This is a genomic window from Pseudooceanicola endophyticus, from assembly GCF_018760365.1.
GTDB classification, from domain to species: domain Bacteria; phylum Pseudomonadota; class Alphaproteobacteria; order Rhodobacterales; family Rhodobacteraceae; genus Pseudooceanicola; species Pseudooceanicola endophyticus.
On the sequence record NZ_JAHIAB010000020.1, the window covers coordinates 14,792 to 38,968 of the forward strand.

Below are 24,177 nucleotides of genomic sequence, written 5' to 3' on the forward strand. Positions count from 1 at the left end.
GCCAGATCAGGCCGCCAGACGCCGGAACGCAGCCACGCTGTAGCGGCTGAAGGCACGCCAGTCAGTGGGGTGGTCATGTTCCAGCACCAGATACTCTGCCCCCATGACGGCAGGAGGCGCCAGCAGGGCGCTCCAATCCATCATGCCGGCGCCAAGGTCACGGAAGAAATCCTGGTCCGTCCGCTCGGACGGCGCCGCAAGGTCCTTCACATGCACCGCCGGGATACGGCCCGCATACCGTTCGAGCTAGGGTCAGGATTCATAACCAGTAAATGACGAGAGCCGCGAGGGCGATGGCTGAGAGGAACACCTTGGGACATCGGTCATAGCTGGTCGCGACGCGCCTCCAGTCCTTGAGCCTGCCGAACATGATCTCGATGCGGTTGCGCCGCTTGTATCTCCGCTTATCATATTTGACCAGCTTCTTGCGCTTCTTCCGGCCTGGGATACAGGCGCGTATCCCCTTGTCCTGCAACGCTTCTCTGAACTGCTCAGCACCCATATCCGGGTCTGCCGGAGTGTACGAAACTTTGCGTATCTGATCGGGCCCATGCGGTTTCCAGATACGTTCAGGCGTCGAAACGCCCGGTGAACATTATGGCCAACGGATTGCGGGCGGCAACCTATTCGCGGACGGCGTGACCGCATTTCTCGAGGTTGCGGATGGCCAGGTAGATCAGCTTGGTTGCAGTCTCCTCGGTCGGGAACCAGCTCTTGGTCTTCAGCATCTTTCGCAGTACCCGGTTCAGCGTCTCCACGGCGGTCGTAGTGTCGATGTTTTTCCGGATCCCGGCGCTGAAGGCATGGAACGGGGTCTCTTCGACCCAAGCCCGGCGCCAGGCCGAGGCGATAGAGGGGCATTTCCAGGCCCATCTTTCTTGAAAGCATCGAGCCTGCGGGCGGCCTTCTCGGCTGTCGGGGCCGCGTAGGTCGGGTGCAGGTCCGCCGCCACCGTCTTGCGTTCTTTCCAGCTGCAGAAGTTCATCGAATGCCGAGTCAGGTGCACGATACAAGTCTGCACCGTGGCCTCGGGGAATGCCGCCGTAATGGCGTAAGGGAACCCTTTCAATCCGTCGAAGACGGCGATCAGGATATCTTGATCGCCCCGGTTCCGGAGCTCGGTCAATACCGAGAGCCAGAACTTGGCGCCCTCGTTATCGGCGATCCAGACGCCAAGAATCTCGCGATCACCGTCCCGGGTGACGCCCAGGGCGATGTAAAAGGCCTTGTTCTTGACCACCCGGCTGTCTGCGCTGCGGCTCTTCACCCGCAGCGCGTCGAAGATCACGATCGGATAAATCCGGTCCAGCGCCCGGTGCTGCCACTCGCGGGCCTCGTCCAGAACGGCAGCTGTGACCAGGCTGATCAGATCGGGCGAGACCCGTAGGCCGTAGAATTCCTTCGAGATGGGCCTGAATATCGCGCACCGACCGCCCGGCGGCATAGAGCCCGATGATCTGGTCATCAATTCCGTCGATCCGGGTCTAGCCCTTCTTCACCAGCTCGGGCTCGGATCTGCCATCCCGGTCGCGCGGCACGGTCAGCGGCACCTCGCCAACCAAGCCTATCACCCGTTTCGTCGCGGTGCCGTTCCGGCGATTGGCCTGTTCCAAGGGCGCTGCTGCACCAACTTCATAGCCGAGATGCGCGGTCAGCTCAGCGCCGAGTATCCGTTCCATTAGCCGGATCTTCAGCTCCTTCATCAACCCGGTATCATCCAGAAGATCTTCAGGCCGCTCGCGGCCCTTCAACAGTTCGTTGGAAATCGTCATCGTCCTTGCACCTCTCAGGAGCATGGACGCAATTTGCCATACACAGAAGGCCTGACACTCTCTCCCGAAAGGCTAGGTCCTGCTGGATCTCTGACACTGCGGGTCGGCCACTATCCTCCTCGGCTTGCACAGCGCTGCCCGCTCAGTCCTTGCGAGAGCGACAGCCGATCCGCGCCATGAACCGCTCCATCTCTTGCGCGGGCGGACGTTTTCCGGTATAGATCTCGACATATTTGGGAAACCGCTCAAGCCGCTCTTCCAGCGGCTCATGAACACGCATCGAGATATAGCCTACCTGAACTAGGTAGATCGTTCGCGCCCGGACGTCCGCGTCACCCTCGCCGTGTCCCCAGTCTTCCAAGACCTTTCTCAGTGCCGCAAGGCGTGCGGCGTCCGCACGCTGAAGACGTGCCAGGACGGCAGGATCCTGCTGCGCCCAAGCCCGCACCGCAAGTTCCAGCTTCGTGTCGAAGACGGCATCGGACAGGAACGTACTGATGATGTTCAGCATCGCCTCGGTCTCGGTCGCCGCATAGTCCCGCGCCGCCGCGACGATGGCCCCTGTCGTGCTGGCTTCCCAGCGGTTCAGCAGCGCCGCCAGAAGCTGCCGGCGATCCTTGAAGAACCAGTAGAAACTGGTCCGAGACAGCTGCAGCGCATTGGCCAGCGGCATGATCTTCACCCCGTCGACGCCCTTCTCGACCAGCGCCTCATAGGCCGCATCCAGCCAAAGCTCCGGCGACCCGCGCCAGCCTCGATCCGTCTGCATCTCCTGCGTCATGATGGCTCCGTTCCTGCCCAGCGGGTGGCCCGCCCCTTTCGTCATAGCACCGGACACCACCAAATGTACATGTGGCACCGAATTGGACGCGAGAACAGACAGGGCTGAACAGACCTGTCAATCGAAATCGCCGCGCTTTTGGGCAGAAGGTCCGCTCAACACAAAATGTGCAACACATTGATATATTTAAATATATAAGATATTTCACTTGTACTGACCTCGGATCTACCACCGAGGCACACCACATCAATAGTCACATATGACCTTTTTATTGACACAAATGTACATTTTTAGAAAGTCTTCACCTCAGCGCAGCCACCCATAGCGAAGAAGGCCACGGACATGTCGAACGATCCCCTGCTTCAGCCGTATCAGCTCAAGCATTTGACCCTGAAGAACCGCATCATGATCACCAGCCATGAACCGGCCTACCCCGAGGACGGCATGCCGAAGGAGCGCTATCGCGCGTATCACGTCGAGCGGGCGAAGGCGGGCGTGGCCATGACGATGACCGCAGGCTCCGCCAGCGTGTCCCGCGACAGCCCGCCGGTGTTTAACAACATCCTGGCCTGGAAGGACGAAGTCGTCGGCCACATGGCGAAGCTGACGCAGGAATGCCATGACGAAGGCTGCGCGGTGATGATCCAGCTGACCCATTTGGGTCGCCGCACCCGCTGGGACAAGGCCGACTGGCTGCCCGTCGTCTCGCCCAGCCACGAACGCGAAGCCTCTCACCGGGCCTTTCCGAAGAAGGTGGAAGACTGGGACATCGCCCGCATCGTCGAGGACTACGTCCAGGCCGCGGAACGCATGAAGGCAGCGGGCCTCGACGGCGTCGAGATCCAGGCCTACGGCCACCTGATGGATCAATTCTGGTCGCCCCTGACCAACGACCTGACCGGTCCCTATGGCGGCTCGCTCGACAACCGCCTGCGTTTCACATTCGACATCCTTCAGGGTATCCGTGAGCGCTGCGGCGAGGACTTCCTGCTGGGCGTGCGCTACACTGGCGACGAAGACCTGGCCGGTGGCCTGACCGAAGCGGACGGGATCGAGATCTCGCACCGCCTGAAAGACAGCGGGCTGGTCGACTTCCTGAACGTGGTGAAGGGCCATATCGACACCGATGCCGGGCTAACCGACAACATCCCGATCCAGGGTATGAAGAACGCCCCACACCTGGATTTCGCCGGGCGCATCCGGGCGGCAACCAACTTCCCGACCTTCCACGCCGCCAAGATCCCCGACGTGGCCACCGCCCGCCACGCGATCGCCAGCGGGAAACTGGACATGGTGGGCATGACCCGCGCTCACATGGCCGACCCGCACCTGGTACGCAAGATCGTCGCAGGCCGCGAAGATGACATTCGCCCCTGCGTCGGCGCGAACTACTGCCTGGACCGTATCTATCAAGGCGGCATGGCACTCTGCCTGCACAACCCCTCGACCGGGCGCGAGATCGAACAGCCGCACAGCATTGCCCCGGCACCCGAAAAGAAGCGCGTGACCATCGTTGGCGCCGGACCGGCCGGTCTAGAAGCTGCCCGGGTCGCCGCCGAACGCGGCCACGAAGTGACCGTTTTCGAAGCCGCCGACCAGCCGGGCGGGCAGATCCGTCTCACCGCGCTGCAGGAACGCCGCCGCGAAATGTCCTCAATCGTGGCCTGGCGCTTCGATCAGTGCAACAAGCTGGGCGTCACCTTCAACTTCAACAGCTATGCCGATGCCCCGGATGTACTGACGACCTCCCCCGACGAGGTCATCATCGCCACCGGCGGGATGCCCCATACCGAGGTCTTGGCAGAGGGTAACGAACTGGTCGTCTCGGCCTGGGACATCCTGTCGGGCGACGTGAAGCCGGGCCAGAACGTGCTGGTCTTCGACGACGCCGGAGATCACGCCGGCCTCCAGGCCGCAGACCTGCTCTCCGAGTGCGGCGCCAAGGTCGAGATCGTCACCCCGGACCGCAGCTTCGCCCCCGAGGTCATGGCGATGAACCTGGTGCCCTATCTGCGCAACCTGCAGAACCGCGATACCACCTTCACGGTGACCTGGCGGCTGCGGGCCGTGGTGCGGCAAGGCAATATCCTGCGCGCGGTACTTGGGTCCGACTATGGTGACTACGCCAAGGAACGCAGGGTCGACCAGGTTGTGGTGAACCACGGCACCCGCCCCCTCGACGAAGTCTATTTCGAACTGCGCAACCTGTCGCGCAACCTGGGCGAGGTCGACTACGAAGCCCTGGTCGTCGGCGCGCGGCAGGAAGTGGCCCGCAATCCCAAGGGCCGTTTCGGCCTTTACCGGATCGGCGACGCGATCTCGGCACGCAACACCCACGCGGCGATCTACGACGCGCTGCGCCTCGTGCGTCACCTCTGAGGCCCCGGAATGACCGCGATTGCTCTAACGTCCTTCGTCGAACTCGCGCTGCGGATCACCGTAACGCGGGCGCAAGATCCACGGTCCCGCGCGATGTTGGTCGCAATGCAAGGGGCACGGCCAGCACAGGCTCACGGACCGATTGCAGCCCGGACAGCACCGGTCGTCGACCGATACCTGGCGCCCGCCCTGGCCAGGGCGGGTGGCACTGCCGCGGTGGCGCCCTTGATCGAAGCGATCGGGACGCTGGTGCCACAGCTTTGCTGGCGCCCGCGCGCCGATGGCCCCAACGCCTCGGAGGGATTTTCCGCCGCACATGCCAACGCCATGATTGCAGGACCGGGTGGTCTGCAGGATCGGCAGGATATCTGGATCGGCCTCAGCCTGCTTGCCCCTGAAACCCGCTATCCTGACCACGCGCATTCCCCAGAGGAAACCTACCTGACCCTGTCCCCAGGCGAATTCCGGGTCGGATCGGTGGATTGGTTCACCCCCGGCATCGGCGGCAGCTTCTACGTTCCGCCGGCAGAAACCCACGCGATGAAAAGCGGCGACACTCCGCTTCTCGCGCTATGGGCCCTTCGGGCCTGACACCCCGACCAAGAGAAAGACGATGAAGGTACTGGTGCATGTCAAACGCATCGTCGACTACACCGTGAAGGTTCGCGTGAAAGCGGATGGCACGGGTGTCGATCAGGCAAATGTGAAGATGTCGATGGTCATGTTGCCGTGGCCAATCTGGCCCGAAACCGCGGGGCTATCGTGTGCTTCGAAGCGACGGGCGGGCAGGAATGGCGCCTCTGGTTCTATCTGGAGGATGCAAGATTCGAAGCCCGCCAAGTGCCGCCGGACCAAGTCACGGCCTTCGCGCACAGCCCTGGAACCCGCGCCAAGACCGAGAGGATCGATGCCGAACTCTTAAGGCGCTTCCTAGTCTTCAGGCCTGAGGCGGGACGAACACTTCCCGCGGAACATCTACGTCTTCTCAGAGCCTTGGCCACCATGCGGGCACAGGTGGTCGAAATGCGAAAGCGGCTCCTGGCGCAGATCCGGGAGCATCGGAAATCCGGAGCTGCAGAGCTGTTCGAGGATATCGATGTAGAGCTGAAAGAGCAGTTGGAAGTCGCGATTGCCGAGTTGGAAAACCGAATTTCAGAGCTTCTCGGTCGCGACAGCCATCTTGCGGACACCGCGCGGATCCTTCGTTCCGTTCCCGGCATCGGACCGGTCGCCGGCTCAACGCTGATCGCCGACCCTCTCGGGCCATTGCTTCGCAATGCCCTGCCGGGCAATGACTTCCCGAGCTCGGTGCTCTCATCGGCGAAGAAGCTGCGGCACTGATCGGTCTGGCGCCTGTGGCACAGGACAGTGGAAGACTGCGCGGCAAGCGCACCATCGCCGGTGGCAGGCGTGCGCTGAGGCATGTCCTGGTCCGGGCGGCATTTGTCGCCTCGCATCACAACCCGACGCTCAAAGCCTTCGCGGATCGGCTCCGCAGGGCCGGGCCGGCAAGCCGCACAAAGTCATCGTGACAGCGGTCGCACGCAAGCTCGTCATTATCGCCAATGCTCTCTGCAAAAGACGGCGGGAATTGGGAGCCCCGTCACTCCCGAAAGATACAGTTACTAGGGCGCTAGCTGCCATCGGTGATCAGCGTGCCGCCATCGACCACCAGCGTGGTACCGGTAACGAAGGCGCCGCCCGGTCCCGCCAGGAACAGCGCCGCGGCGGCGATCTCCTCGGGGCGGCCGGCGCGGCGCAGCGGGGTCATGCCCTGGATGCGCCGCGCGACGAATTCGGGATCCGCCAGCAGCGGCGCCGCGAAGGCCGTGTCGATCAGCCCCGGGGCGATGGCATTGGCGCGGATGTTGTCGGGGCCCCATTCCACCGCCAGGTTGCGCGCCAGCGCCGCCAGCCCCGCCTTGGCCATCGCATAGGGCCCGATGCCACGGTTGCCCCGCAACGCCGAGAGGCTGGCCATCAGGATGACCGAGCCGCCCCCCGCCGCCGCCATCCCCGGCCGACAGGCCGCCGCCAGCCAGTAGGCACTGTGCAGGTTGATGTCGAAGACGCGGGCATAGTCGGCCTCAGCCGCAGCACCGGTGGCGCCGACCGGCCCCTCGATCCCGGCGTTCGAGACCAGGATATCGAGCGCCCCTCCCGCCAGCTCGGCCGCGCGGGTGGCCAGCGACAGGGCCTCGGCGCGGCCCTTCAGGCGGCATTCCACCCCCTCGATCGCCAGCCCCGCCGCGCTGGCGGCGGCGCAGCAGTCCTGCAGGTCCCCGGCCCGGTCCGAGGCGATGACCACCCGCGCACCCGCGCCGGCCAGGGCCTCGGCCACGGCGCGGCCGATCCCCGAACTGCCGCCCGTCACCAGCGCCCGGCGCCCGGCAAGCCCGAAGAGGCGCTCCAGCGCTGGCGCCCTCATTCCGCAGGCGCCTGATGATGCGGCGCGCGGTCAGGGCGTCCGGGCCAGGGCCTGCGCACCGACAGCCAGTCCAGGTGCAGCCGGTCGCGCAGGATCGGCCACAGCCCCTTCGGCGCCATCAGCATCGTCGCCACCGCCAGCGCCCCGAGCGCCACAAGGTACCAGCTGCCCGACAGGCCCAGCCCGTCCGTCACGCCCTGGCGGATCGCGAAGTAGATCAGCGTGCCCAGGATCGGCCCCTCAAGGGTGCCGATGCCGCCGATCACCACCACGAAGGTCATGATCACCGTCCAGTCGGCAGAAAAGGCGATACCGGGCTGGATGAAGTAGTTGGGGATCAGGTAGACTGCCCCCGCCAGCCCGACACCCGCCGCCGAGACCGCATAGACCAGCCGCCGGTTGCGCCGCACGTTGACCCCGATCGAGGCCGCCGCGACCTCGTTGTCGCGCACCGACATCAACCCCAGCCCGAAGCCTGAGCGCAGCACCAGGTAGGACAGCACCAGCACCGCCAGCGCCAGCCCGCCCGCCACCCAGAACACCTGGGCATAGATCGAGGCCCCCAGCATCCCGCCGGTGAAAAGCGGCATGCCCGTGATCCCGCCAAGCGCATCCGAGCGCTGCACGAGGATGTAGAAGACCTCGGCCAGGACCCAGCTGCCGATGGCGAAATAGGCGTCCTTCAGGCGGAACAGCAGCGGCGTCAGCACCAGCGCGATCAGCGCCGGCACCAGCGCCGCCAGCGGCAGCAGCCACAGCGGGTTCACGTTCAACGCGTTCGAGGCGATGAAGACGGCATAGCCGCCGATGCCGAACCAGGCCTGATGGCCCAGCGACACCAGCCCGCCGTAGCCCGCCAGCACGTTCCACATGGCGCAGATCACGAAGGTGACCAGCATTTCCATGCCCAGCGACAGCTGGCCGTCATCCAGCAGAAGCGGTGCGCAGCCGATGACCAGCGCCGCCAGAAGAAGGGTCAGGATTCGCAGGATCATGTCATTTGCTCCCGAAAAGGCCGTTCGGCCGGGCGATGAGGAAGGCCAGGAACAGCAGATGCGCGTAAAGCAGGCCGGAATTGGCATCGAAGCGGAAGCCCACCAGCTGCGTCACCCCAAGGGCAATGCCCGCCAGCAGCGCGCCCCAGAAACTGCCCAGACCGCCCAGCACCACCACTTCGAAGGCGATCAGGATGCGGTCGATGCCGCTGCTGGGGGTGAAGGAGGTGCGCATCGCCAGCAGCAGACCCGCCACCGCCGCCAGCGCCAGCGACAGCGCCATGACCAGCGCATAGATCCGCCCCGGCCGCACGCCCATCAGCCGCGCGATGGCGGTATTGTCGGAGGTGGCGCGGATCACCCGGCCGATCTCGGTGCGGGTGATCAGCCAGTTGAGGCCGCCGAACAGCACCACCGAGATCGCCAGCGTCAGCACCGGCAGCACCCCCAGATGCAGGCCCGCGACCTGGAACGAGGCCCGGCTGAGGGCGCCTGCCTCCAGCGTCACCGGCGTCGCGCCGAAGGTTTCCAGCATGATGTTGCGCATCACGAAGCTGACGCCGAAGGTCAGCAGCATCGGCACCAGCATGTCGTCGCTGTCGATCACCCGGTTCATCAGCACGCTCTGGAATGCCCAGCCCAGCCCCGCGGCAATTGCCACCACCGGCAGGATGATCAGCAGCGGCGACACCCCCGGCACCGCCGCCGACAGGAACACCCCGATGAAGGCCGACAGCACGATGAAGTCGCCATGGGCGACGTTGATCACCTTCATCACCCCGAAGACCAGCGCAAGCCCCAGCCCCAGGATGCCATATAGGCCGCCCAGGAAGATCCCGTTCAGCACCGTTTCAACCCAGACCATCTGTCATTCTCCGAAATAGGCGGCGGAAAGCGCGTCGATGTCGACGCGCGCCGTGTCTTCGACCCGCAGGGTCACCTGGCCGTGCAGCAGGCAGGCCATCCGGTCGGAAACCGCGATGGCGCGCTCGATGTCCTGCTCGACGATGATCATCGACATGCCCTCGGCGCGGATGCGGGCAAAGCTGTCGTAGATCTGGCTGACGATCACCGGCGCCAGGCCCAGAGACAGCTCGTCACACAAGAGCACCCGCGGGTTCGCCATCAGCGCCCGCCCGATCGCCACCATCTGCTGCTGGCCCCCCGACATGGTGACCGCCATCTGCCGACGGCGTTCGCGCAGCACCGGAAACAGGCCATAGATCGCCTCCAGGTCCCAGGGCCCGCGACGGCGGTTCATCGCGCCCATCTGCAGGTTTTCCTCAACCGTGAGCGAGGCAAAGAGCTGCCGCCCCTCGGGCACCAGCGCGATGCCCGCGCGCGCGATCTGTTCGGGGCTGGTCGCGATCAGCTCCTCTCCGCCCAGGCGGATATGGCCGCGCCGGTCGCGCACCAGCCCCACCAGCGCGCGCATCAGCGTCGACTTGCCCGCCCCGTTGGCGCCCACCAGCGCAAAGGTTTCCCCCGCCCGCAGCCCCAGCGACACCCCGAACAACGCCTGCATGTCGCCGTAAAAGGCCTCCAGCCGTTCGATCTGGATCACATCCATACCGCTTCCCCCCCTCAGGCCGCGTGGCCGGCCTCTTCCTTGAGACCCATGTAAATTTCGCGCACCACGGCCGAGGACATGACCGCATCGAAGGGACCGTCGGCGACCTTCTCGCCGAAGTTCAGCACCACGATCCGGTCGGCGACGGCCTTCAGCGCATGGGCGATATGTTCGATCCAGATGATCGCGTGATCCTGCTTCAGCGCGGCGATGCGTTCGATCAGGAAGGCGACCTCGCGTTCGGTCAGGCCGGCGCCGATCTCGTCCAGCATCAGCAGCTTCGCCCGGGTGGCCACCGCCTTCGCGACCTCCAGGTTCTTGCGGTCCAGCAGCATCAGCGCCCCCGCCAGCGTGTCGGCGCGCCGCGCAAGCCCGGTGCGCTCCAGCACCTCGCAGGCCCAGTCCGAGGCCGCGCTGCCGCGCAGACCGGCGCCGGAACAGGCCGCCGACAACACGTTTTCATAGACCGTCAGCCCGGCAAAGGGCTGCGGGATCTGGAAGGCCCGACCGATGCCGTGATGCACCCGGCGATGCGCAGGCAGCCGCGTCACATCTGTGCCGTCCAGGATCACCCGGCCGCCATCCGCCGCCAGCACCCCCGCAATCAGCGAAAACACCGAGGACTTGCCTGCCCCGTTCGGGCCGATCACCCCCACGCATTCGCCCTGCCGGATCTCCAGGTCGAGATCGCGCGCGACGGTGATCGCGCCAAAGGATTTTCTCAGGCCCGAGACCTGCAGGACCGGTACATCTTGGCTCATCTGGCCGTTCTCCTCCCATCGACAGCCCCCGGCGGATCAGCCGCCGGGGGGGGCACCTCAGTAGTTCAGCGCCATGAAATCGGCGGTCACGTTGACCGCGGGATTGGTGGAATTGTCCACGATCTGAAGTTGATAGCGGTAGGCACCCGCCTTCGCTTGCTGCCACTGGCCGCCAACCGTATGGGTCAGGCCCACCGATTTCAGCGGCGAGCCCGCGAAATCGACCGTGCCCACCACCGTCTCGTTGCGGCTGTTGGCCAGCGCATCGCGCACCGCGTCGTGGTCCTTCGGGTCGCTTGAGGTCCTCAGGGCGTTGATGCCGATCTCAAGCAGTGCATGTTCGTAGCCCAGCGGCTGGGTCCACTGCTGCTTGCCCGCCGCCTCGAAGGCCTGCGCCACCTCGGCCGCGCTCTGGCCGGTCAGCGACGAGGTGAAGGGCATCTCCGGGGTCCACCAGGCCTCGGTCGACATGCCCTGGCCGCGATCGCCAAGGTTGGTCACCGACGAGGGGAACAACAGCCCCGAGGCGATGGTGCAGACCTTCGGCTGGAACCCCATCTGCGCCGCCTGGTTCCAGAAGGTCGCCATGTGGTTTTCATAGGCGGTGCCGGCGACGATATCGACACCCTTGCGCTTGAAATCCGCGATCTGGGTCGAGAAGTCGTCGGTATCAAGACGGAACAGCCCGGTGTCCGAGGCAAAGGTATAGCCGGCCTCCTCGAAGGCGGGGGGAAAGCCGATCTCGGGGTTCGACATCACCCGACCCGCGTCATTGTCGGCAAACAGCGCACCGATCTGGTGGTTGGTGTCCAGATGGTCCCACATCGCCGGGAAGGCGCGGCCCAGCTCGTCGGCGCCGAAGAAAAAGTGGAACGTGTAGGGAAAGCCCTTCTTAGGATCGTACTTGCGCGAAAAGGCCCAGGCCTGCCAGGGCCCGAAGGTCGACAGCGTCGGCACCCGGCGCGCATCGGCAATGGGGCCGATGGCCGTGGCGGCCTCGGCATCGGCGACCAGGATGATATCGGGCTTGTCCTTCAGCAGCAGCTCGTTGCCGACCTGAACGCTGCGCGCCGGCGTCGACTGGCAGTCCTTGACGATGATCTCGACGTCATAGGTCCGGCCACCCACCGTCAACCCGTCCTTCAGCGCCTGGCGCACCACGTCCAGTGTGTGACGGGTCGACACGGTGAAGGGCGCGCGTAGCCCGGACAGCGGGGCAATGTAGCCGATGCGGATCGTGTCGCGCCCGGCTGCCCTGATCATGGGCGCCCCAAGAGCCCCGCTGCCAAGAGCCAGGCCCAGGCCCGCACGCAGCACCTTACGGCGCGACAGGGCGCTGGCGCCGTTACGAATTTCGGTCATGTCTCTCCTCCCAGAAGCCGCAGGGCCGACATCCCGGACGCTGGTTGCATCCTGTGGGTTGTCCTTTCCCCTCTGGCTCCTTATTTATATAACCAACCAAATAAAGATAAAATCGCTTATACCCACGGCAGGTATCGATGCTTTCGATACCTGCTCCCAGGACAATCGAGGACGACGGACGATGCGCGAAGAAGGGGCCACGCGGGCCAATGGGGACCGCACCAAGAAAAAGATCCTGGATGCCGCCGAAGACCTGTTCGGCGCCCGCGGGATGGATTCCGTGTCGCTTCGGGACATTACCGACCGGGCCGAGGTGACACTGGCGCTGGCCTCGTACCATTTCCGCACCAAGGACCGGCTGTTCGAGGCGGTGGTGGCGCGGCGGGCGGACGTGCTGTGCGCCCTGCGCCGGACCGGCCTGGAGGCCCTGCCCCCCGATGCCCCGCCGCAGGCGATCCTAGATGCCTTCATGCGGCCGCTCTTCGAGCAGATCACCCTGAACGAGGACCCCGGCTGGGCCGCCTATATGCGCGTGCTGGCCCGCATGGGCGAGGATGACCGCTGGCTTGATCTGCTGGGAGAGCATTTCGACGCCCTGGCGCGCGAGTTCATCGCGCGGCTTCGCCAAGCCTTGCCTGACGCCCCCGAGGACGCCCTGGCGCGGGCCTTCACGATGACGTTGCATCTGATGCTGACCACGGTCTCGCGGCACCGGCGGCTGGACCAGATCACCGGCGGCCGGGCGGCGGCGGGGGATCTGCAGCGCGCCTACGACAGCCTGCTAGCCTATGCCGCCGCCGGCATCACCGCGGCGAGCGATCCCCGGCGAAGCCCTGCCGCGCCGCTTCGATCCGCGGACTTGCCTGCTCGATCCAGCTCAGCAGACGCGTCAGTTCCTGTTGCAGCTCCCGGCCCAGCGGCGTGAGGGCATAGCTGACTCGCGGCGGCTTCACTTCGTCCTGGACATGGCGGGCGACGAAGCCGTCCCGTTCCAGCGCCCGCAGCCGCAGGGTCAGCATCCGCTGCGAGATCTCCTCCTCCGAGGCGAAGGCCGCGATCAGGCGCTTCAGCGTCGCGTGACGATAGCTGCCGGTGGCAAGGATCTGCAGGATCAGCGGCGACCAGTTGTCGCCCAGCCGCGCGACGACCTCGCGCACGGGAGTGTCGCGGTCGGGCGGCACGGGGCCCATCTGTCGGGCCAGCGCCACCAGCCCCGACAGGCGGGTGTCGGGGCCGGGGCCACGGGGTTCGCCGATGCTCAGCAACGGCGCGATCTGGGATTCGGTCAACATGGCGAGACGCTAGGCAATCGCGTCGGGCGCGGCAATCGCCCGACACAGGCAGCCCCCCTTCCGGCGCCCCCCATGCCATCCCGGGCCGCTAGTGCGGCAGGCCCATGGCCTGGCGGCTGCCATCGGCATTCAGCCGGTCGAAGCTGTTGTAGGACACCGTGATCGCACTGAACCGCCCGTCTCGCAGATCGTAGAAGATCAACCCGTAATAAAGGTACCGTTCATCCGTCCGGACCGGGCCGAACAGCGTTTCTGTCGAGCCAAGGGCGAAGAAACGGGTCCACTTCTCGATCGCCACATGGGCTGACGAGGACAGGAAGCGCTGCCCCTCCAGCCGTTCCTCGAAATGGGGCCAGATGCGGGTCATGTAATGCGCGCGCATCCCCTCGAGCCCGTGGAACCGCACGGCGCCGTTCAGCATCTCTATGTCGGCCACGCTCTCGAGCCGAAACCAAGACCAACCTTCTCAGCAGCGTCGCCAGCAGGAACCAGATCGTCCGGCGGTCCCAGCATCCTGAGTGCCGCGCGCACCTCTTGCGGGCTCGGCTTGGCGGACATCGGCATGGCGCCGAAGATCTTGCTGCGGATCACCAGGAAGTTGCCCTCGTCCGGGGCAATCGCCGAGACGGTCATCAGTTCCTTACCGGTATTGTCCAGGATCTTCATGCGATCACCCTTTCGAAAGCGATACCCAGGTCGTCGAACATGCGCAGCACGGTGGCCCGCCCGTACCGAAGGCACCACAGCCCGGGTGCTGGAACGGCCCCATCAGATTCATTCCCTCGATCCCCGGCACGGTGTACTGGCCCAGATCGGATGCCGGCCGGTGGCACATCGTCTGGTAGAGGAACGGCGCGCAGCCGTGCATGTCGCCGCCGACGAAGGAATTCGGCGAGGACCACTCCATGTCGAGGGGCGACCAGTGGCTGGAGGCGATGATGTTGTCGGCGGTCAGGTTCGAGATGAACGGATCGTACTGGCGCAGGGTCTCGGCGGCATAATCCTCTTTGATCTCGTCCCAGTGCTGCGGCCCTTTGCCCGCGATGTCGTAGGGCACCATGGTGATCGAAGGAAAGATCCCCGCACCTTCGGGGGCGCGCGTCGGATCGCCGTGGGTCTCGTCGCCGCCGCCCAGCAGACGGCGTCGGGGGATCCGCCGGCGGCGCAGCTGGTCGAAATCGTCCAGCATACTGTCGAGGTCGGTATAGGGAAAATATTCCAGCATCACCGCCGCGGTGGCCTTGGTGCCGGCGCGGTAGGTCGTGCGCTCCTTCAAGTCGTAATGGCTGACGAACAGCGATTGCGTCGACAGCGTCACCGCCTTGCCGCGGGCCTCGACATCGGGGTCCAGCCCCTCGATGAACTTGCCCAGCACATGCGGGTGGATGGCGCCGATCACCGCGTCCTTCGCCATGATCTCCTCGCCGGTGCTCAGCCGGACGCACAGGGCCTCGCTGCCCAAGGTCCGGATCTTCGAGAACTCGGTGTTCAGCCGCAGCTCGCCGCCCTAGTCCTCAAGGCAGCGCACCAGCGCATCCGTCAGCCCGTCCGAGCCTCCCAGCGGCTGCGACATGCCATAGGTGTGGATGATCCCCGGCATGATGAAGATGCCCATCCCCGTGCCCAGCTCGTCCGGCAGCTGCAGGTTCTCGCTCACCAGCTTCAGCAGGTGGATCTTGACCCGGTCGTCCTCGAAGCGCTGGTTGCTGATATCCAGCGACGAGCGGTTCATCGCATCCAGGATCACCCGGCCCTCGGCCTCGGAATCCAGCATCGCCATGAACGGCCCCCAGGGGATCGGCGGCGCGTAGGAGCCCGCCACGATCATCGGCATCATCCGCATCGCGCGCTCGGCAAAGGCGCGGTAGGTGCGGTCGTCCTTCTCGCTGAAGCGGGCGATCTCGGCACAGGATTTGTCGAGGTCCTTGTAGGTGACCAGCACCTGGTTGTCAGGAAAACAGCGAGGCCAGCGGCACCTCCGGGTAGCATCAGTTCAGCCCGTATTTCGATTTCAGCTCCAACTCGTCCTCGGCCAGCATCGGGTTGCCCTGGATCATGGTGTGAACCGAGCTGTGCAGGTCGTGGCGATAGCCGGGGGGGTGATTTCCCGGGTGACCACACGCCCTCCGGTCAGCCCTGGCGTTTCAGCACCAGCACCTTCTTGCCGGCACGGGCCAGATAACAGGATGCGACCAGGCCATTGTGGCCCGCCCCCATGGCGACCACGTCGTACTGAGACATGAGTTCTTCCTTCAGAGCTCCTCCGCCTATCGGATAACCGCGATAGAATGTTGAATAACGGAATACAGATTTCTGTGCCTGCCGAAAAGTGGCGGGACGGGAAGGGGCTTGCCTGAGGCATTTTATTTGGTTAGCCATACAACCAAATAAGAGGAGGCCTCCCATGCAACGAACCGTCAGACGAGTCGTTACCGGTCATGATGGCGCGGGACGCGCCGTGGTGCTGTCGGATGGCGCACCACCGGTGATCACGCGCTCGGATGTCCAGCAGGACCTGTCGTTCTACGAGCTGTGGAACACCGGTGGCGATCCGGTCGTCACCCCCGCCACATCCGAGCCGACGCTGGGCCGGACCGAAACCGCGCCGCCCCCCGGCGGCACGGTGATCCGCTTCGTCGACATCCCCCCCGAGGGCGACGAGGGCCCGGAATTCGACCGTGACCAGGCCGAACGGCTGTTTGCCGCCGTGGGTCTGGCCGAGAACGCCGCCCACACCCTGCCGGGCCGCCATCCGCTGATGCACCGCACCGAAAGCATCGACTACGGTATCGTACTGGAAGGGCAGATCGTGCTGCTACTGGATGACCAGGAGGTCGTGCTGGAACAGGGCGACATGGTGGTGCAGCGCGGCACGATCCATGCCTGGACCAACCGCAGCCAGGGCATCACACGGATGGCCTTCATCCTGACCGATGCCACCTTCGCGCCCGATCTGGCGCAGGCGCAGCGCGATCATGACGCCCGGCTGCAGGCCGCGGCCCATGGCTGACGGGCTGTTCCCGGGCCTGCGCTGGCATCATGTCGGGCTGTCGGTGGGCGATCTGGACCGCGCCATCGCCTTCTACACCCAGGTCTTCGGCCTGGAGGTCGAAGAGCGCCGCCATATCGCCCCGATCGACACGCATCTGGCCTTCCTGCACCGCGACGGCTTCCGGCTGGAGCTGTTCCAGAAGGCCGGATCGGCGCCGGTGCCGGCGGCGCGGCGCGCCCCAAACACCGATCTGGACGAGCAGGGCACCAAGCATCCGTGCTTTTCCGTGCCCGACTGCCAGCAGGCGCTCGATGTGCTGGCGGCGCGCGACGACGTGACGATCATCGGGGTGATCCGCGCCCCCGGCGATCCGATGCACCCCGAGGCCGATCCGTGCCTCGGGCCCGGCGATCCGCGCCCCCCCGCGGCCGCCTTCTTCTTCCGCGACCCCTGCGACCTGATCGTCGAAGTGGTGGCGGCCGGCAATTTTCCATCCTGAGGAGAGGATGACATGCATTACGAACTGGAAGGCAAGGTCGCCCTGATCACCGGCGGCGCCGGCGGCATCGGCGCCGCGACCTGCCGCATCATGGCCGAAAGCGGCGCGCGCATCGTGGTGGCCGACATTGCCACCGACCGCGCCGAGGCCGTCGCCGCCGATCTGCGCGCCAGCGGTCACGAGGCCATCGCGCTGACGCTGGACCTGGGCTCTGAGGACAGCATCCGCGCCATGTACCGCGCGACCGAAGCGCGCTACGGGCGTCTCGACATCGTCGACAACAACGCCGCCCTGCTGACCGCCGACCAGGCGCAGCGCGATGGCGACATCGAACACATGCGCACCGACGACTGGGATGCCGCCTTTGCCGTCAACACCCGGGGCACCATGATCTCGTGCCGCGAGGCGCTGCGGCTGATGACGCCTGCGCGGCGCGGCGTGATCATCAACACCGCCTCGAACCTGGCGCTGCAGGGCAATGTGATCCAGGCGGCCTATTCGGCCTCGAAGGCGGCGGTGATCCAGATGACCCGCGCCATCGCCACCAGCCACGGCAAGCTGGGCATCCGCTGCAACGCGGTGCTGCCGGGGCTGACCGGCACGCCCTCGGCGCTGGCGCATCTGCCGGCCGAGCTGCGCGAGACGGTCGAGGAAGAGACCCTGACACCCGGCCTCGGCGCGCCCGAGGACATCGCCCATCTGGTGGCCTTCCTGGCCTCGGACGCGGCGCGCTACATCACCGGCCAGGCGATGGCGGCGGATGGCGGGACCTCGGTGCACGTGCCGGGCTATGCGCGGCTGAACCGCTTCTTCAACGGGGTGGCGGCATGATCCTGGAACTGGCACAGATCCGCGTCATCGCGGGACAGAACGCGGCCTTCGAGGCCGCCGTTGCCGAAGCCGCCAGCGTCTTCGCCCGCGCCCCGGGCTGCCGCGGCCTGCAATTGCTGCGTGGCCTGGAGGCGCCCGACAGCTACAGCGTGCTGATCGGCTGGGACACCCTGGAGGCGCATACCGTCGATTTCCGCAGCAGCCCGCTGTTCCAGGAATGGCGCGCGCTGGTGGGGCCGCATTTCGCGGCGCCGCCCCAGGTCTCGCACCATGCCATCGCCCTGCCGCAGGTGTCCTTCTGAGTACGACGGTGAAACCAATGGCCGGCCGGCCGCGCAAACCCGCGGCCCGTCGCGACCTGCAGCAGGCGGCGCTGCGGCTGGTGCGCCGACACGGCTATGCGGGGGTGACGATTTCCGACATCGCCCGCGCCGCCGGCGTCTCGCGGCAGACCCTCTATGCCCGCTGGGACAGCAAGGCCGAGCTGGTTCTGCATGCCATTTTCGAGATCGCCAGCCAGCCCGACCCCGACCTGTCGGGCCCCGAACCCCGGCGGGTGCTGCTGGAGAATTTCCTGCGCGCCATCTTCGCCGATCTCTCGGCCGATGGCGACACCCTGCGCGGGCTGATCGCCACCACCCTGACCGAGCCGGGCTTTCTGCCGGTCTTCAGGGCGCGGTTCTCGGCCCCGCGCGAGGCAATCATGCTGGCACTGCTGCACGATGCCCGCGCCCGGGGCGAGCTTCCCGCCACGGCCGACCCCGAACTGTTGTCGGATTTCATCCACGGCGCCTTCTGGTACCGGCTGCTGAACGGCCAGCCGCTGCCGCCGGATCTGGCGCAGCGCATTGCCGGGGCGGTGTTCGCCACCCCGGCGCCGGATCAGTCCGCCGGATAGGGAATGACCACCTTCGCCAGATCCACCGGCCCCGAGATCAGCCTCTGTTCCTGCGCCAGCTCGTTCCAGAAGCCCAGGCTGCGTTCCGGGTCGAGATGGGTCGAGAACGCCGGTAGCGTCATCCCCGCCACCACCGCCGGCGGCAGGGTGGTGTGGCGGGCCAGGCTGTCGCGGGTCTCGGCATCATGGTCGCGGATGAAGGCCAGCGCATCCTCCAATGCCTCCTGCATCGCCGCGACCGCCTCGGGGTGATGGCCCGCCCAGTCGGCAGTGGCGACGAACAGCGTTCCCGCCGTGCCGTCGGGAATGACGCTCATGATGTTGCCGGCCTCGCGGCCCGCGCCGTCCTGCAGGGCGCGGCTCATGAAGGGATCGACGGTCACCACGCCGTCGACCTGGTGGGCGCGCAGCATGTCACCGGTCTGCGGCAGGGAATATTCCACGATGTCGATTTCTGCCGGATCGCCGCCGTTCTCAAGCACCCATTTGCGCATCACCACGTCCAGCAGGCCGCCGATGCCCGGCACCCCGATCCGCTGCCCTGCCAGATCCCCGGCCGAGGCAATGGTGCTGCCCGGCTGCACCAGAAGCCCCGCGGCCGAGGGGTCGGGAAAGGCATTGGTTGTGGCGAAGGCGCGCAGATCCAGACCATTGTCGATGGCCTGGAAGGCGACGGTCGCCGTGGTCAGCCCGACCTGCGCCGACCCCGAGAACACCCCCGGCACGATGACCGAGATATTCTGCGCCAGCTGCAGGTCCACTGCCAGCCCATGGGCCTGGAAAAAGCCCTGATCCTGGGCGACGAAGGCCAGCGCATTGGGCGCCGAGGCGGTATAGAGCATCTTCACCCGGGTCTCGGCGTGAAGCGGCTGGGCCAGAAGCGTGGCCGCCAGAAGCGGCAACGTGGCCAGGGCAAGGGGGGAACGCATGTCAGTCTCTCCTACAGGGGCTTGGCGGGCCGGGGTCAGCGGGGGCGCCAGCGCAGCAGCCACGCCTCGGCCAGCGAAAGGATCGCGTTACTGGCCAGCCCGATCAGCCCCAGCACGACGACCCCGGAAAAGATGTCGGGCGCACGGAACGACCGCGCGGCCAGCAGGATGCGGGTGCCAAGGCCCCCCTGGGCGGTGATCATCTCGCCCACCACGGCAAGGATCAGCGCCACCGTCAGCCCCAGCCGCAGCCCGCCGAAGATGTCCGGCAGGGCCCCTGGCAGGGCGATCTTGCGCAGATAGGCGGTGCGGCTCAGCCCCAGGCAGCGGCTGACCTCGGCCAGGCGCGCGGGCCGCGATGCCACGCCATGGGCGGTGGTCAGCAGCATCGGCCAGAGCGCCCCGAAGGCGATCAGCACCAGGATCATCTGCTCGCTCAGGCCCAGGAAGACGATGGCCACCGGCGCCACCGCCGAAGCGGGCAGCGGCCGGATGCCTTCCAGAAGCGGCAGCACCCAGACCCTTGCCCGCGCCGAAAGCCCGATCACCGCCCCCGCGCCGATCCCTAGCACCGAGGCCAGCCCCCAGCCCAGCACCATCCGCCGCAGCGTCTGCCCGGTCTGCTGCACCAGAACGCCGCTTTGCAGCCCCTTGACGATGGCCGCCCAGGTGCGTTCGGGGCCCGGCAGGAACACTGCCGAGACCAGCCCCGCCCGCGCGATCCAGGACCACAGCCCGATCGCCATCGCCAGCACCAGAAGGCTGGCCAGCCCCCAGGCCAGATGCCGCCGCGCGCTCATGCCCGGGCACCGGTCGCAAACAGCCAGTGCTCGGCCCGGACAAGTGCCAGGTTCAGCCCCCAGCCCAGCAGCCCGATCCACAGCAGGGTCGCGAACATGTCCGCCGGGCGCATCGACTGCCCCGCCAGCATCAGCCGGTAACCCAGCCCCATCGGATTGGACGAGATCTCGACCGTGACGGCGACGATCAGCGCGATCCCGGCACACAGCCTGAGCGCCACGAAAAGCCGTGGCAGGATCGCCGGCAGCACCATCTTGACGACCCGCTGCGGCAGCGACAGCCGCAGCATCCGCGCCACGTCACGGCCCAAGGGGTGCAGGCCGCGCACCGCGGTCTCGGTCAGGATCAGCATCGGGAAGAAGCAGGCAAAGCCCACCACCGAGATTTCCAGCCGCGCACCAAAGCCGAAGACCAGCAGCGCGATCGGGATCATGGCGACGGCGGGCACCGGGCGCAGGACCTCGATCAGCAGCCGCAGCAGCCGCGACAGCACCGGCAGCAGGCCGCAGACCAGCCCCGTCACCGCCCCGAGCCCGGCGCCCAGCATCAGCCCGGCGGCGGCCGCCCCCACCGTCTGTACGGTGGCCCGCAGGATCGAGGCATCGCCCAGACCCGCTGCCAGCGCCGCCAGCACCTGCAGCGGATCCGACAGCGTGTCAGACTGCAGGCCGAAAACCGTCGCAGTCCCCTGCCAGGCCAGCACCAGCCCCAACGGCAGCACCGCCCCCTTCATGCCGAGGCCTCCTGGATAAAGTCGAACAGCGCCCGGCGCAGCGCCAGGAAGGCCGGATCTTCGCGCGTCGAGAGCTGATCGCGCTGCGGCGGCAGCGTCACCGGGAAGCTGTGCGCAATGCGCCCGGGATGCGGTGCCAGCGCGATCACCCGGTCCCCCAGATAGATCGCCTCTTCCAGGTCATGGGTGACGAAGAAGGCGGTGACGCCGGTGCGCCGGACAATGCCGCGCAGCTCGTCCTGCAGCTTATGACGGGTCATCGCATCCAGCGCCCCGAAGGGTTCGTCCATCAGCAGTACCGAAGGATCCTGGGCCAGGCAGCGCGCGATCTGCAGACGCTGCTGCATGCCCCCCGACATCTGCGCGGGAAAGCGCTCGGCATGGGCGCCAAGGCCCACCATCTGCAACAGCTCGGCGATGCGGGCGGCGCGTTCGGGGCGCGGCACGCCGCGGGCCTCCAGCGCCAGGGCCACGTTGCCGGCAGCCGTCCGCCAGGGCAGCAGCGCATTCGCATAATCCTGGAACACCACGGCAATATCCGGCGCTGGCCCGCGCAGCGGGCGCCCCGCCATACTGACCTGCCCGGCCGAAGGTTTCTGCAGCCCCGCCAGCAGCCGCAGCAAGGTGGTCTTGCCGCAGCCCGAGGGGCCGATGACGCTGACGAATTCCCCGGCTGCGATTTCCAGGTCGATGCCGCGCAGAATCTCGGTGCGGCCAAAGCTGAGGCCCACGCCCGCAAAGCGGATCAGCGGCGCTGCCGTCACGGGTTGCGGCCGGGGCGCGACCTTCAGGATCTGGGCGGGCATTGGAACCTCCGGAATGGCGAGCAGATGGCGCGGGCGACCACGGGCCCTCCTGCGGGAAGGCACTGCGGCCGCGGCGGCAGAGCGGGTGAAGATCCGGGCCGCGCTCCTCTCGCGGCCCGGACGGGCGCAGGCCGGGGGGCAACCCCGGCATCGTCGGACCCGTCCCGGGCCCGGTCGTTCGGAAGGTGAAATCACCGCGCGGCCGATGCCGCAGCTCTGTTCAGGGGCCTCCCCTCCCCCCCCGCCAAATGCCGCAGACCTCCACCCGCAGATATTTAGTTGGTCGAACAAACAACTTATAGGAGCCCCCCCGAAGACTGGCAAGATGGAATCATCGGCGCCCCGGTCGGCGGCTATCGATTTCACCGATGGCCATGATGGATTCGTCGGATTTCTCAATGCTGGCAGGGCCTTCTAGGATGCAGCCATCAGGGAGGACGACCATGACGAACAGATTGAAGGGCAAGCGCGCGGTGGTGACCGGCGCCGGGCGCGGCATCGGGCGCGAGATCGCGCGGATGATGGTGGCGGAAGGGGCCGCCGTTCTGGCGGTCGACATCACGGCCGAGCCGCTGCTGGAACTTCAGACCATCACCCCGGGACTGACCGCCCACCCGACCGATCTGACCGATGAGGCGGCCGTGGCGCAGCTGGCGCAGGCGGCAGCCGGGATATTCGACGGGGCGCTCGACATCCTGGTCAACGCCGCAGGCATCTGCCGCTTTGCCCCCCTGCCCGAGATGACGCTGCCCGACTTTCAGCTGACGCTGCGCGGCGAGGTCGAAACCGCCTTCCTGGCCAGCCGGGCGCTGTGGCCACTGCTGGTGGCCTCGGGACGTGCCTCGGTGGTGAACTTCGCCTCGGCCAATGCCCATACGGCGCTGCTGGGCCTGCCCGCCATCGCCCATACCGCCGGTAAGGGCGCGGTGCTGGCGATGACCCGGCAGATTGCGATGGAGGGCGGCCCGCATGGCATCCGCGCCAATACCATCGCCCCCGGCTTCACCGTGACCGAGGAAACCGCCCAGCACTTGGACACGCCCCTGATGGCCCAGGTCCGCGCCAAATGCATGGTCGACCGGCTGGGCACGACCACCGACATCGGCCATCTGGCCATCTACCTTGCATCCGACGAAAGCCTCTACGTGACCGGGGCCGACCTGCGCATCGACGGCGGTGCCACGGCATGGTAATCCATTCACGCCATTGATATAAAACGGTTTTGAAAGAAATTTACAGTTCCGCTCCAGAACCAGCTTGCTTTATTTGGTTGGTCGTACAAGATTTGGGGCACGACTATTTCGCAGTCGAGCTATCACTTCTGTCGATGGGAGGACGTATGAGGTTCAAGGGGCTCGATCTCAATCTGCTGGTGGCACTGGACATCCTGCTGAGCGAGAAGAACGTCAGCCGCGCTGCCGACAGGCTGTGCCTGTCGCAATCGGCCACGTCGGGGGCGCTGGCGCGCCTGCGCGACTATTTCGGCGATGACCTGTTGACCCAGGTGGGGCGCCAGATGGTGCTGACACCGCGCGCCAGCGAGCTGTCGGACAAGGTGCGCAGCACGCTGATGCAGATCGACAGGACGATCCTGCGCTCGCCCGATTTCACCCCGCGCACAGCCGAACGGCGCATCCGCATCATCGCGTCGGACTATGCGACGCTTACCGGGCTGCAACGACCACTGCAGGAGATCTCACGGCAGGCACCGTTGTTGCAGTTCGAGATCCAGGGACCCGGCGCAGATCCACAGGCCTGCCTGGAACGCGGCGATGTCGAGCTGATGCTGATGCCGGAACCCTGCCGCGCCAAGGGCCATCCCTCGGTCGCGCTGTTCCGCGACGATTACGTGGTGGTGGCGGCCCGGGGCAACAGCTGGCTGGGAGAGGCGATTTCGACCGAGGAATTCTTTGCCGCCGAGCATGTCGTCGCCCGGTTCCCCACCTTCCGGCCCACCTTCGAGACCTGGTTCGTCGAGAACCACGCCGAAAGCCGCCGCATCGCCTGCGAGGCCGAAAGCTTTCTGGCGATGCCCTACCTGGTCGCCCACACCGACCGCATCGCGCTGATGCACCGCCGCCTGGCGGGAACCTTTGCCTCGGCCCTTGACCTGCGGATCCTGCCCGCCCCGGTGGCGATCCCGCCACTGACCGAGCACCTGCAATGGCATGTGCAGTCGGGATCGGACGACTGCCTGAGCTGGGTGCGCGAGCGCATCGTCGCAGCCCACGCCCCAGAAGCCTGCGCCGCCTGAGCGGCCAGGGCCTATCGGCGGGGCCGATATTACGGATTGGAAACTACGATTTTTTCAATGCGTTTCCGCGTTCTAGACTGATCCCGAGGAAAGT

At 66.4% G+C, this 24,177-nt stretch carries 29 protein-coding genes and 4 pseudogenes; 13 read left to right on the forward strand and 20 right to left on the reverse strand.

The features are described from left to right. Positions 1-6: 6 nt before the first annotated feature. The 4 genes and pseudogenes from KM176_RS23155 to KM176_RS23170 all read right to left on the reverse strand — a co-directional run bounded on the left by KM176_RS23155 (position 7) and on the right by KM176_RS23170 (position 2,553). Positions 7-144, reverse strand: coding sequence for a hypothetical protein (locus tag KM176_RS23155; RefSeq protein ID WP_160897089.1), 138 nt, complete (start codon positions 142-144; stop codon positions 7-9). Positions 145-259: 115 nt separating this feature from the next. After that, positions 260-496: pseudogene (locus KM176_RS23160) on the reverse strand (transposase); the annotation flags it as partial. A gap of 127 nt (positions 497-623) precedes the next feature. Next, positions 624-1,772: pseudogene (locus KM176_RS23165) on the reverse strand (IS256 family transposase). A gap of 142 nt (positions 1,773-1,914) precedes the next feature. Further along, the gene (locus tag KM176_RS23170) at positions 1,915-2,553 is read right to left on the reverse strand and encodes a TetR/AcrR family transcriptional regulator (protein WP_160897088.1); all 639 of its coding nucleotides are present in this window, start codon (positions 2,551-2,553) and stop codon (positions 1,915-1,917) included. Positions 2,554-2,895: 342 nt separating this feature from the next. Here KM176_RS23170 and hpbA point away from each other — a divergent pair, with 342 nt between their 5' ends. The 5 genes and pseudogenes from hpbA to KM176_RS25385 all read left to right on the forward strand — a co-directional run bounded on the left by hpbA (position 2,896) and on the right by KM176_RS25385 (position 6,464). Beyond that, complete coding sequence (gene hpbA / locus KM176_RS23175; RefSeq protein ID WP_160897087.1) at positions 2,896-4,932, forward strand: N-methyl-L-proline N-demethylase HpbA; 2,037 nt, start codon at positions 2,896-2,898, stop codon at positions 4,930-4,932. A gap of 105 nt (positions 4,933-5,037) precedes the next feature. Then, the gene (locus KM176_RS23180; protein WP_236045439.1) at positions 5,038-5,523 is read left to right on the forward strand and encodes a dimethylsulfonioproprionate lyase family protein; all 486 of its coding nucleotides are present in this window, start codon (positions 5,038-5,040) and stop codon (positions 5,521-5,523) included. 22 nt (positions 5,524-5,545) lie between these two features. Next, positions 5,546-5,650, forward strand: a pseudogene (locus KM176_RS23185) (electron transfer flavoprotein subunit beta/FixA family protein); the annotation flags it as partial. Between the two features lie 11 nt (positions 5,651-5,661). After that, positions 5,662-6,273 (forward strand): IS110 family transposase, encoded by a 612-nt coding sequence (locus KM176_RS23190; protein ID WP_311136200.1) that lies wholly within the window; start codon positions 5,662-5,664, stop codon positions 6,271-6,273. Positions 6,274-6,287: 14 nt separating this feature from the next. Continuing rightward, positions 6,288-6,464 carry a transposase gene (locus tag KM176_RS25385; RefSeq protein ID WP_202398099.1) on the forward strand — a complete coding sequence of 59 codons (177 nt, stop codon included), beginning with the start codon at positions 6,288-6,290 and terminating at the stop codon, positions 6,462-6,464. Positions 6,465-6,565: 101 nt separating this feature from the next. Here the strand turns inward: KM176_RS25385 and KM176_RS23200 are convergent, their stop codons facing one another. From KM176_RS23200 to KM176_RS23225, 6 genes are read right to left on the reverse strand one after another with little or no spacing between them, the layout of a single operon-like run. Continuing rightward, positions 6,566-7,360 (reverse strand): SDR family NAD(P)-dependent oxidoreductase, encoded by a 795-nt coding sequence (locus KM176_RS23200; RefSeq protein ID WP_202398098.1) that lies wholly within the window; start codon positions 7,358-7,360, stop codon positions 6,566-6,568. Further along, a complete protein-coding gene (locus KM176_RS23205; protein ID WP_160897085.1) occupies positions 7,357-8,355 on the reverse strand; it encodes a branched-chain amino acid ABC transporter permease in 999 nt (332 codons plus the stop codon). Before KM176_RS23205 ends, KM176_RS23200 begins: the two co-directional genes overlap by 4 nt. Before the next feature lies 1 nt (position 8,356). After that, positions 8,357-9,220 carry a branched-chain amino acid ABC transporter permease gene (locus tag KM176_RS23210; RefSeq protein ID WP_160897084.1) on the reverse strand — a complete coding sequence of 288 codons (864 nt, stop codon included), beginning with the start codon at positions 9,218-9,220 and terminating at the stop codon, positions 8,357-8,359. 3 nt (positions 9,221-9,223) lie between these two features. Next, positions 9,224-9,925, reverse strand: coding sequence for an ABC transporter ATP-binding protein (locus KM176_RS23215; RefSeq protein ID WP_160897083.1), 702 nt, complete (start codon positions 9,923-9,925; stop codon positions 9,224-9,226). 14 nt (positions 9,926-9,939) lie between these two features. Then, positions 9,940-10,686, reverse strand: a complete 747-nt coding sequence (locus tag KM176_RS23220; protein ID WP_160897082.1) for an ABC transporter ATP-binding protein — start codon at positions 10,684-10,686, stop codon at positions 9,940-9,942. A gap of 57 nt (positions 10,687-10,743) precedes the next feature. Further along, positions 10,744-12,048 carry an ABC transporter substrate-binding protein gene (locus KM176_RS23225; RefSeq protein WP_160897081.1) on the reverse strand — a complete coding sequence of 435 codons (1,305 nt, stop codon included), beginning with the start codon at positions 12,046-12,048 and terminating at the stop codon, positions 10,744-10,746. Between the two features lie 181 nt (positions 12,049-12,229). Between KM176_RS23225 and KM176_RS25080 the strand changes: the two are divergent. Continuing rightward, a pseudogene (locus KM176_RS25080) lies at positions 12,230-12,838 on the forward strand (TetR/AcrR family transcriptional regulator); the annotation flags it as partial. Positions 12,839-12,851: 13 nt separating this feature from the next. On the opposite strand, the gene KM176_RS25085 reads toward KM176_RS25080, so the two are convergent. The 6 genes from KM176_RS25085 to KM176_RS23255 form a co-directional block, all read right to left on the reverse strand. Next, entirely contained in the window at positions 12,852-13,340 is a 489-nt protein-coding gene (locus KM176_RS25085; RefSeq protein ID WP_160897079.1) for a winged helix-turn-helix transcriptional regulator, read from the reverse strand. Positions 13,341-13,428: 88 nt separating this feature from the next. After that, complete coding sequence (locus KM176_RS23235) at positions 13,429-13,776, reverse strand: nuclear transport factor 2 family protein (protein ID WP_202398097.1); 348 nt, start codon at positions 13,774-13,776, stop codon at positions 13,429-13,431. Beyond that, the gene (locus KM176_RS23240; protein WP_202398096.1) at positions 13,764-14,006 is read right to left on the reverse strand and encodes a hypothetical protein; all 243 of its coding nucleotides are present in this window, start codon (positions 14,004-14,006) and stop codon (positions 13,764-13,766) included. Before KM176_RS23240 ends, KM176_RS23235 begins: the two co-directional genes overlap by 13 nt. A 4-nt stretch (positions 14,007-14,010) precedes the next feature. Next, positions 14,011-14,802, reverse strand: a complete 792-nt coding sequence (locus KM176_RS23245) for a hypothetical protein (protein ID WP_202398095.1) — start codon at positions 14,800-14,802, stop codon at positions 14,011-14,013. A 45-nt stretch (positions 14,803-14,847) separates the two neighbouring features. Continuing rightward, the gene (locus KM176_RS23250; RefSeq protein WP_202398094.1) at positions 14,848-15,282 is read right to left on the reverse strand and encodes a hypothetical protein; all 435 of its coding nucleotides are present in this window, start codon (positions 15,280-15,282) and stop codon (positions 14,848-14,850) included. Between the two features lie 188 nt (positions 15,283-15,470). Beyond that, entirely contained in the window at positions 15,471-15,581 is a 111-nt protein-coding gene (locus KM176_RS23255) for an NAD(P)-binding protein (protein ID WP_202398093.1), read from the reverse strand. Positions 15,582-15,744: 163 nt separating this feature from the next. Between KM176_RS23255 and KM176_RS23260 the strand changes: the two genes are divergently transcribed. Genes KM176_RS23260 through KM176_RS23280 form a run of 5 tightly spaced genes read left to right on the forward strand, consistent with a single transcriptional unit; the run spans position 15,745 to position 18,560 of the window. After that, the gene (locus KM176_RS23260; protein WP_160897078.1) at positions 15,745-16,350 is read left to right on the forward strand and encodes a cupin domain-containing protein; all 606 of its coding nucleotides are present in this window, start codon (positions 15,745-15,747) and stop codon (positions 16,348-16,350) included. Then, positions 16,343-16,831 carry a VOC family protein gene (locus tag KM176_RS23265; protein ID WP_160897077.1) on the forward strand — a complete coding sequence of 163 codons (489 nt, stop codon included), beginning with the start codon at positions 16,343-16,345 and terminating at the stop codon, positions 16,829-16,831. The genes KM176_RS23260 and KM176_RS23265 overlap by 8 nt, the downstream gene beginning before the upstream one ends. Before the next feature lie 12 nt (positions 16,832-16,843). After that, positions 16,844-17,662 (forward strand): SDR family NAD(P)-dependent oxidoreductase, encoded by an 819-nt coding sequence (locus tag KM176_RS23270; RefSeq protein ID WP_160897076.1) that lies wholly within the window; start codon positions 16,844-16,846, stop codon positions 17,660-17,662. After that, the gene (locus KM176_RS23275) at positions 17,659-17,964 is read left to right on the forward strand and encodes an antibiotic biosynthesis monooxygenase family protein (protein WP_160897075.1); all 306 of its coding nucleotides are present in this window, start codon (positions 17,659-17,661) and stop codon (positions 17,962-17,964) included. The genes KM176_RS23270 and KM176_RS23275 overlap by 4 nt, the downstream gene beginning before the upstream one ends. A gap of 17 nt (positions 17,965-17,981) precedes the next feature. Further along, a complete protein-coding gene (locus KM176_RS23280; protein ID WP_160897074.1) occupies positions 17,982-18,560 on the forward strand; it encodes a TetR/AcrR family transcriptional regulator in 579 nt (192 codons plus the stop codon). On the opposite strand, the gene KM176_RS23285 is transcribed toward KM176_RS23280, so the two are convergent. From KM176_RS23285 to KM176_RS23300, 4 genes are read right to left on the reverse strand one after another with little or no spacing between them, the layout of a single operon-like run. Next, complete coding sequence (locus KM176_RS23285; RefSeq protein WP_160897073.1) at positions 18,545-19,489, reverse strand: ABC transporter substrate-binding protein; 945 nt, start codon at positions 19,487-19,489, stop codon at positions 18,545-18,547. The genes KM176_RS23280 and KM176_RS23285 overlap by 16 nt on opposite strands. Positions 19,490-19,524: 35 nt before the next feature. Then, positions 19,525-20,289, reverse strand: a complete 765-nt coding sequence (locus KM176_RS23290) for an ABC transporter permease (protein WP_160897072.1) — start codon at positions 20,287-20,289, stop codon at positions 19,525-19,527. Further along, entirely contained in the window at positions 20,286-21,023 is a 738-nt protein-coding gene (locus tag KM176_RS23295; RefSeq protein WP_160897071.1) for an ABC transporter permease, read from the reverse strand. Before KM176_RS23295 ends, KM176_RS23290 begins: the two co-directional genes overlap by 4 nt. Then, positions 21,020-21,829, reverse strand: coding sequence for an ABC transporter ATP-binding protein (locus KM176_RS23300; RefSeq protein ID WP_160897070.1), 810 nt, complete (start codon positions 21,827-21,829; stop codon positions 21,020-21,022). The genes KM176_RS23295 and KM176_RS23300 overlap by 4 nt, the downstream gene beginning before the upstream one ends. A 443-nt stretch (positions 21,830-22,272) precedes the next feature. On the opposite strand from KM176_RS23300, the gene KM176_RS23305 reads away from it, so the two are divergent. Continuing rightward, positions 22,273-23,022, forward strand: a complete 750-nt coding sequence (locus KM176_RS23305) for an SDR family NAD(P)-dependent oxidoreductase (protein ID WP_160897069.1) — start codon at positions 22,273-22,275, stop codon at positions 23,020-23,022. A gap of 146 nt (positions 23,023-23,168) precedes the next feature. Beyond that, complete coding sequence (locus KM176_RS23310) at positions 23,169-24,083, forward strand: LysR family transcriptional regulator (RefSeq protein ID WP_160897068.1); 915 nt, start codon at positions 23,169-23,171, stop codon at positions 24,081-24,083. Positions 24,084-24,177: the final 94 nt, after the last annotated feature.

Coding starts and splice junctions, on each gene's coding strand:
- KM176_RS23290 (WP_160897072.1), bottom strand. CDS start 20,289: ATGAGCGCGCGGCGGCATCTGGCCTGGGGGCTGGCCAGCCTTCTGGTG.
- KM176_RS23275 (WP_160897075.1), top strand. CDS start 17,659: ATGATCCTGGAACTGGCACAGATCCGCGTCATCGCGGGACAGAACGCG.
- KM176_RS23295 (WP_160897071.1), bottom strand. CDS start 21,023: ATGAAGGGGGCGGTGCTGCCGTTGGGGCTGGTGCTGGCCTGGCAGGGG.
- KM176_RS23310 (WP_160897068.1), top strand. CDS start 23,169: ATGAGGTTCAAGGGGCTCGATCTCAATCTGCTGGTGGCACTGGACATC.
- KM176_RS23210 (WP_160897084.1), bottom strand. CDS start 9,220: ATGGTCTGGGTTGAAACGGTGCTGAACGGGATCTTCCTGGGCGGCCTA.
- KM176_RS23280 (WP_160897074.1), top strand. CDS start 17,982: ATGGCCGGCCGGCCGCGCAAACCCGCGGCCCGTCGCGACCTGCAGCAG.
- KM176_RS23225 (WP_160897081.1), bottom strand. CDS start 12,048: ATGACCGAAATTCGTAACGGCGCCAGCGCCCTGTCGCGCCGTAAGGTG.
- KM176_RS23155 (WP_160897089.1), bottom strand. CDS start 144: ATGATGGATTGGAGCGCCCTGCTGGCGCCTCCTGCCGTCATGGGGGCA.
- KM176_RS23170 (WP_160897088.1), bottom strand. CDS start 2,553: ATGACGCAGGAGATGCAGACGGATCGAGGCTGGCGCGGGTCGCCGGAG.
- KM176_RS23300 (WP_160897070.1), bottom strand. CDS start 21,829: ATGCCCGCCCAGATCCTGAAGGTCGCGCCCCGGCCGCAACCCGTGACG.
- KM176_RS23180 (WP_236045439.1), top strand. CDS start 5,038: ATGCAAGGGGCACGGCCAGCACAGGCTCACGGACCGATTGCAGCCCGG.
- hpbA (WP_160897087.1), top strand. CDS start 2,896: ATGTCGAACGATCCCCTGCTTCAGCCGTATCAGCTCAAGCATTTGACC.
- KM176_RS25085 (WP_160897079.1), bottom strand. CDS start 13,340: ATGTTGACCGAATCCCAGATCGCGCCGTTGCTGAGCATCGGCGAACCC.
- KM176_RS23285 (WP_160897073.1), bottom strand. CDS start 19,489: ATGCGTTCCCCCCTTGCCCTGGCCACGTTGCCGCTTCTGGCGGCCACG.
- KM176_RS23215 (WP_160897083.1), bottom strand. CDS start 9,925: ATGGATGTGATCCAGATCGAACGGCTGGAGGCCTTTTACGGCGACATG.
- KM176_RS23205 (WP_160897085.1), bottom strand. CDS start 8,355: ATGATCCTGCGAATCCTGACCCTTCTTCTGGCGGCGCTGGTCATCGGC.
- KM176_RS23260 (WP_160897078.1), top strand. CDS start 15,745: ATGCAACGAACCGTCAGACGAGTCGTTACCGGTCATGATGGCGCGGGA.
- KM176_RS23270 (WP_160897076.1), top strand. CDS start 16,844: ATGCATTACGAACTGGAAGGCAAGGTCGCCCTGATCACCGGCGGCGCC.
- KM176_RS23200 (WP_202398098.1), bottom strand. CDS start 7,360: ATGAGGGCGCCAGCGCTGGAGCGCCTCTTCGGGCTTGCCGGGCGCCGG.
- KM176_RS23255 (WP_202398093.1), bottom strand. CDS start 15,581: ATGTCTCAGTACGACGTGGTCGCCATGGGGGCGGGCCACAATGGCCTG.
- KM176_RS23240 (WP_202398096.1), bottom strand. CDS start 14,006: ATGAAGATCCTGGACAATACCGGTAAGGAACTGATGACCGTCTCGGCG.
- KM176_RS23265 (WP_160897077.1), top strand. CDS start 16,343: ATGGCTGACGGGCTGTTCCCGGGCCTGCGCTGGCATCATGTCGGGCTG.
- KM176_RS23220 (WP_160897082.1), bottom strand. CDS start 10,686: ATGAGCCAAGATGTACCGGTCCTGCAGGTCTCGGGCCTGAGAAAATCC.
- KM176_RS23305 (WP_160897069.1), top strand. CDS start 22,273: ATGACGAACAGATTGAAGGGCAAGCGCGCGGTGGTGACCGGCGCCGGG.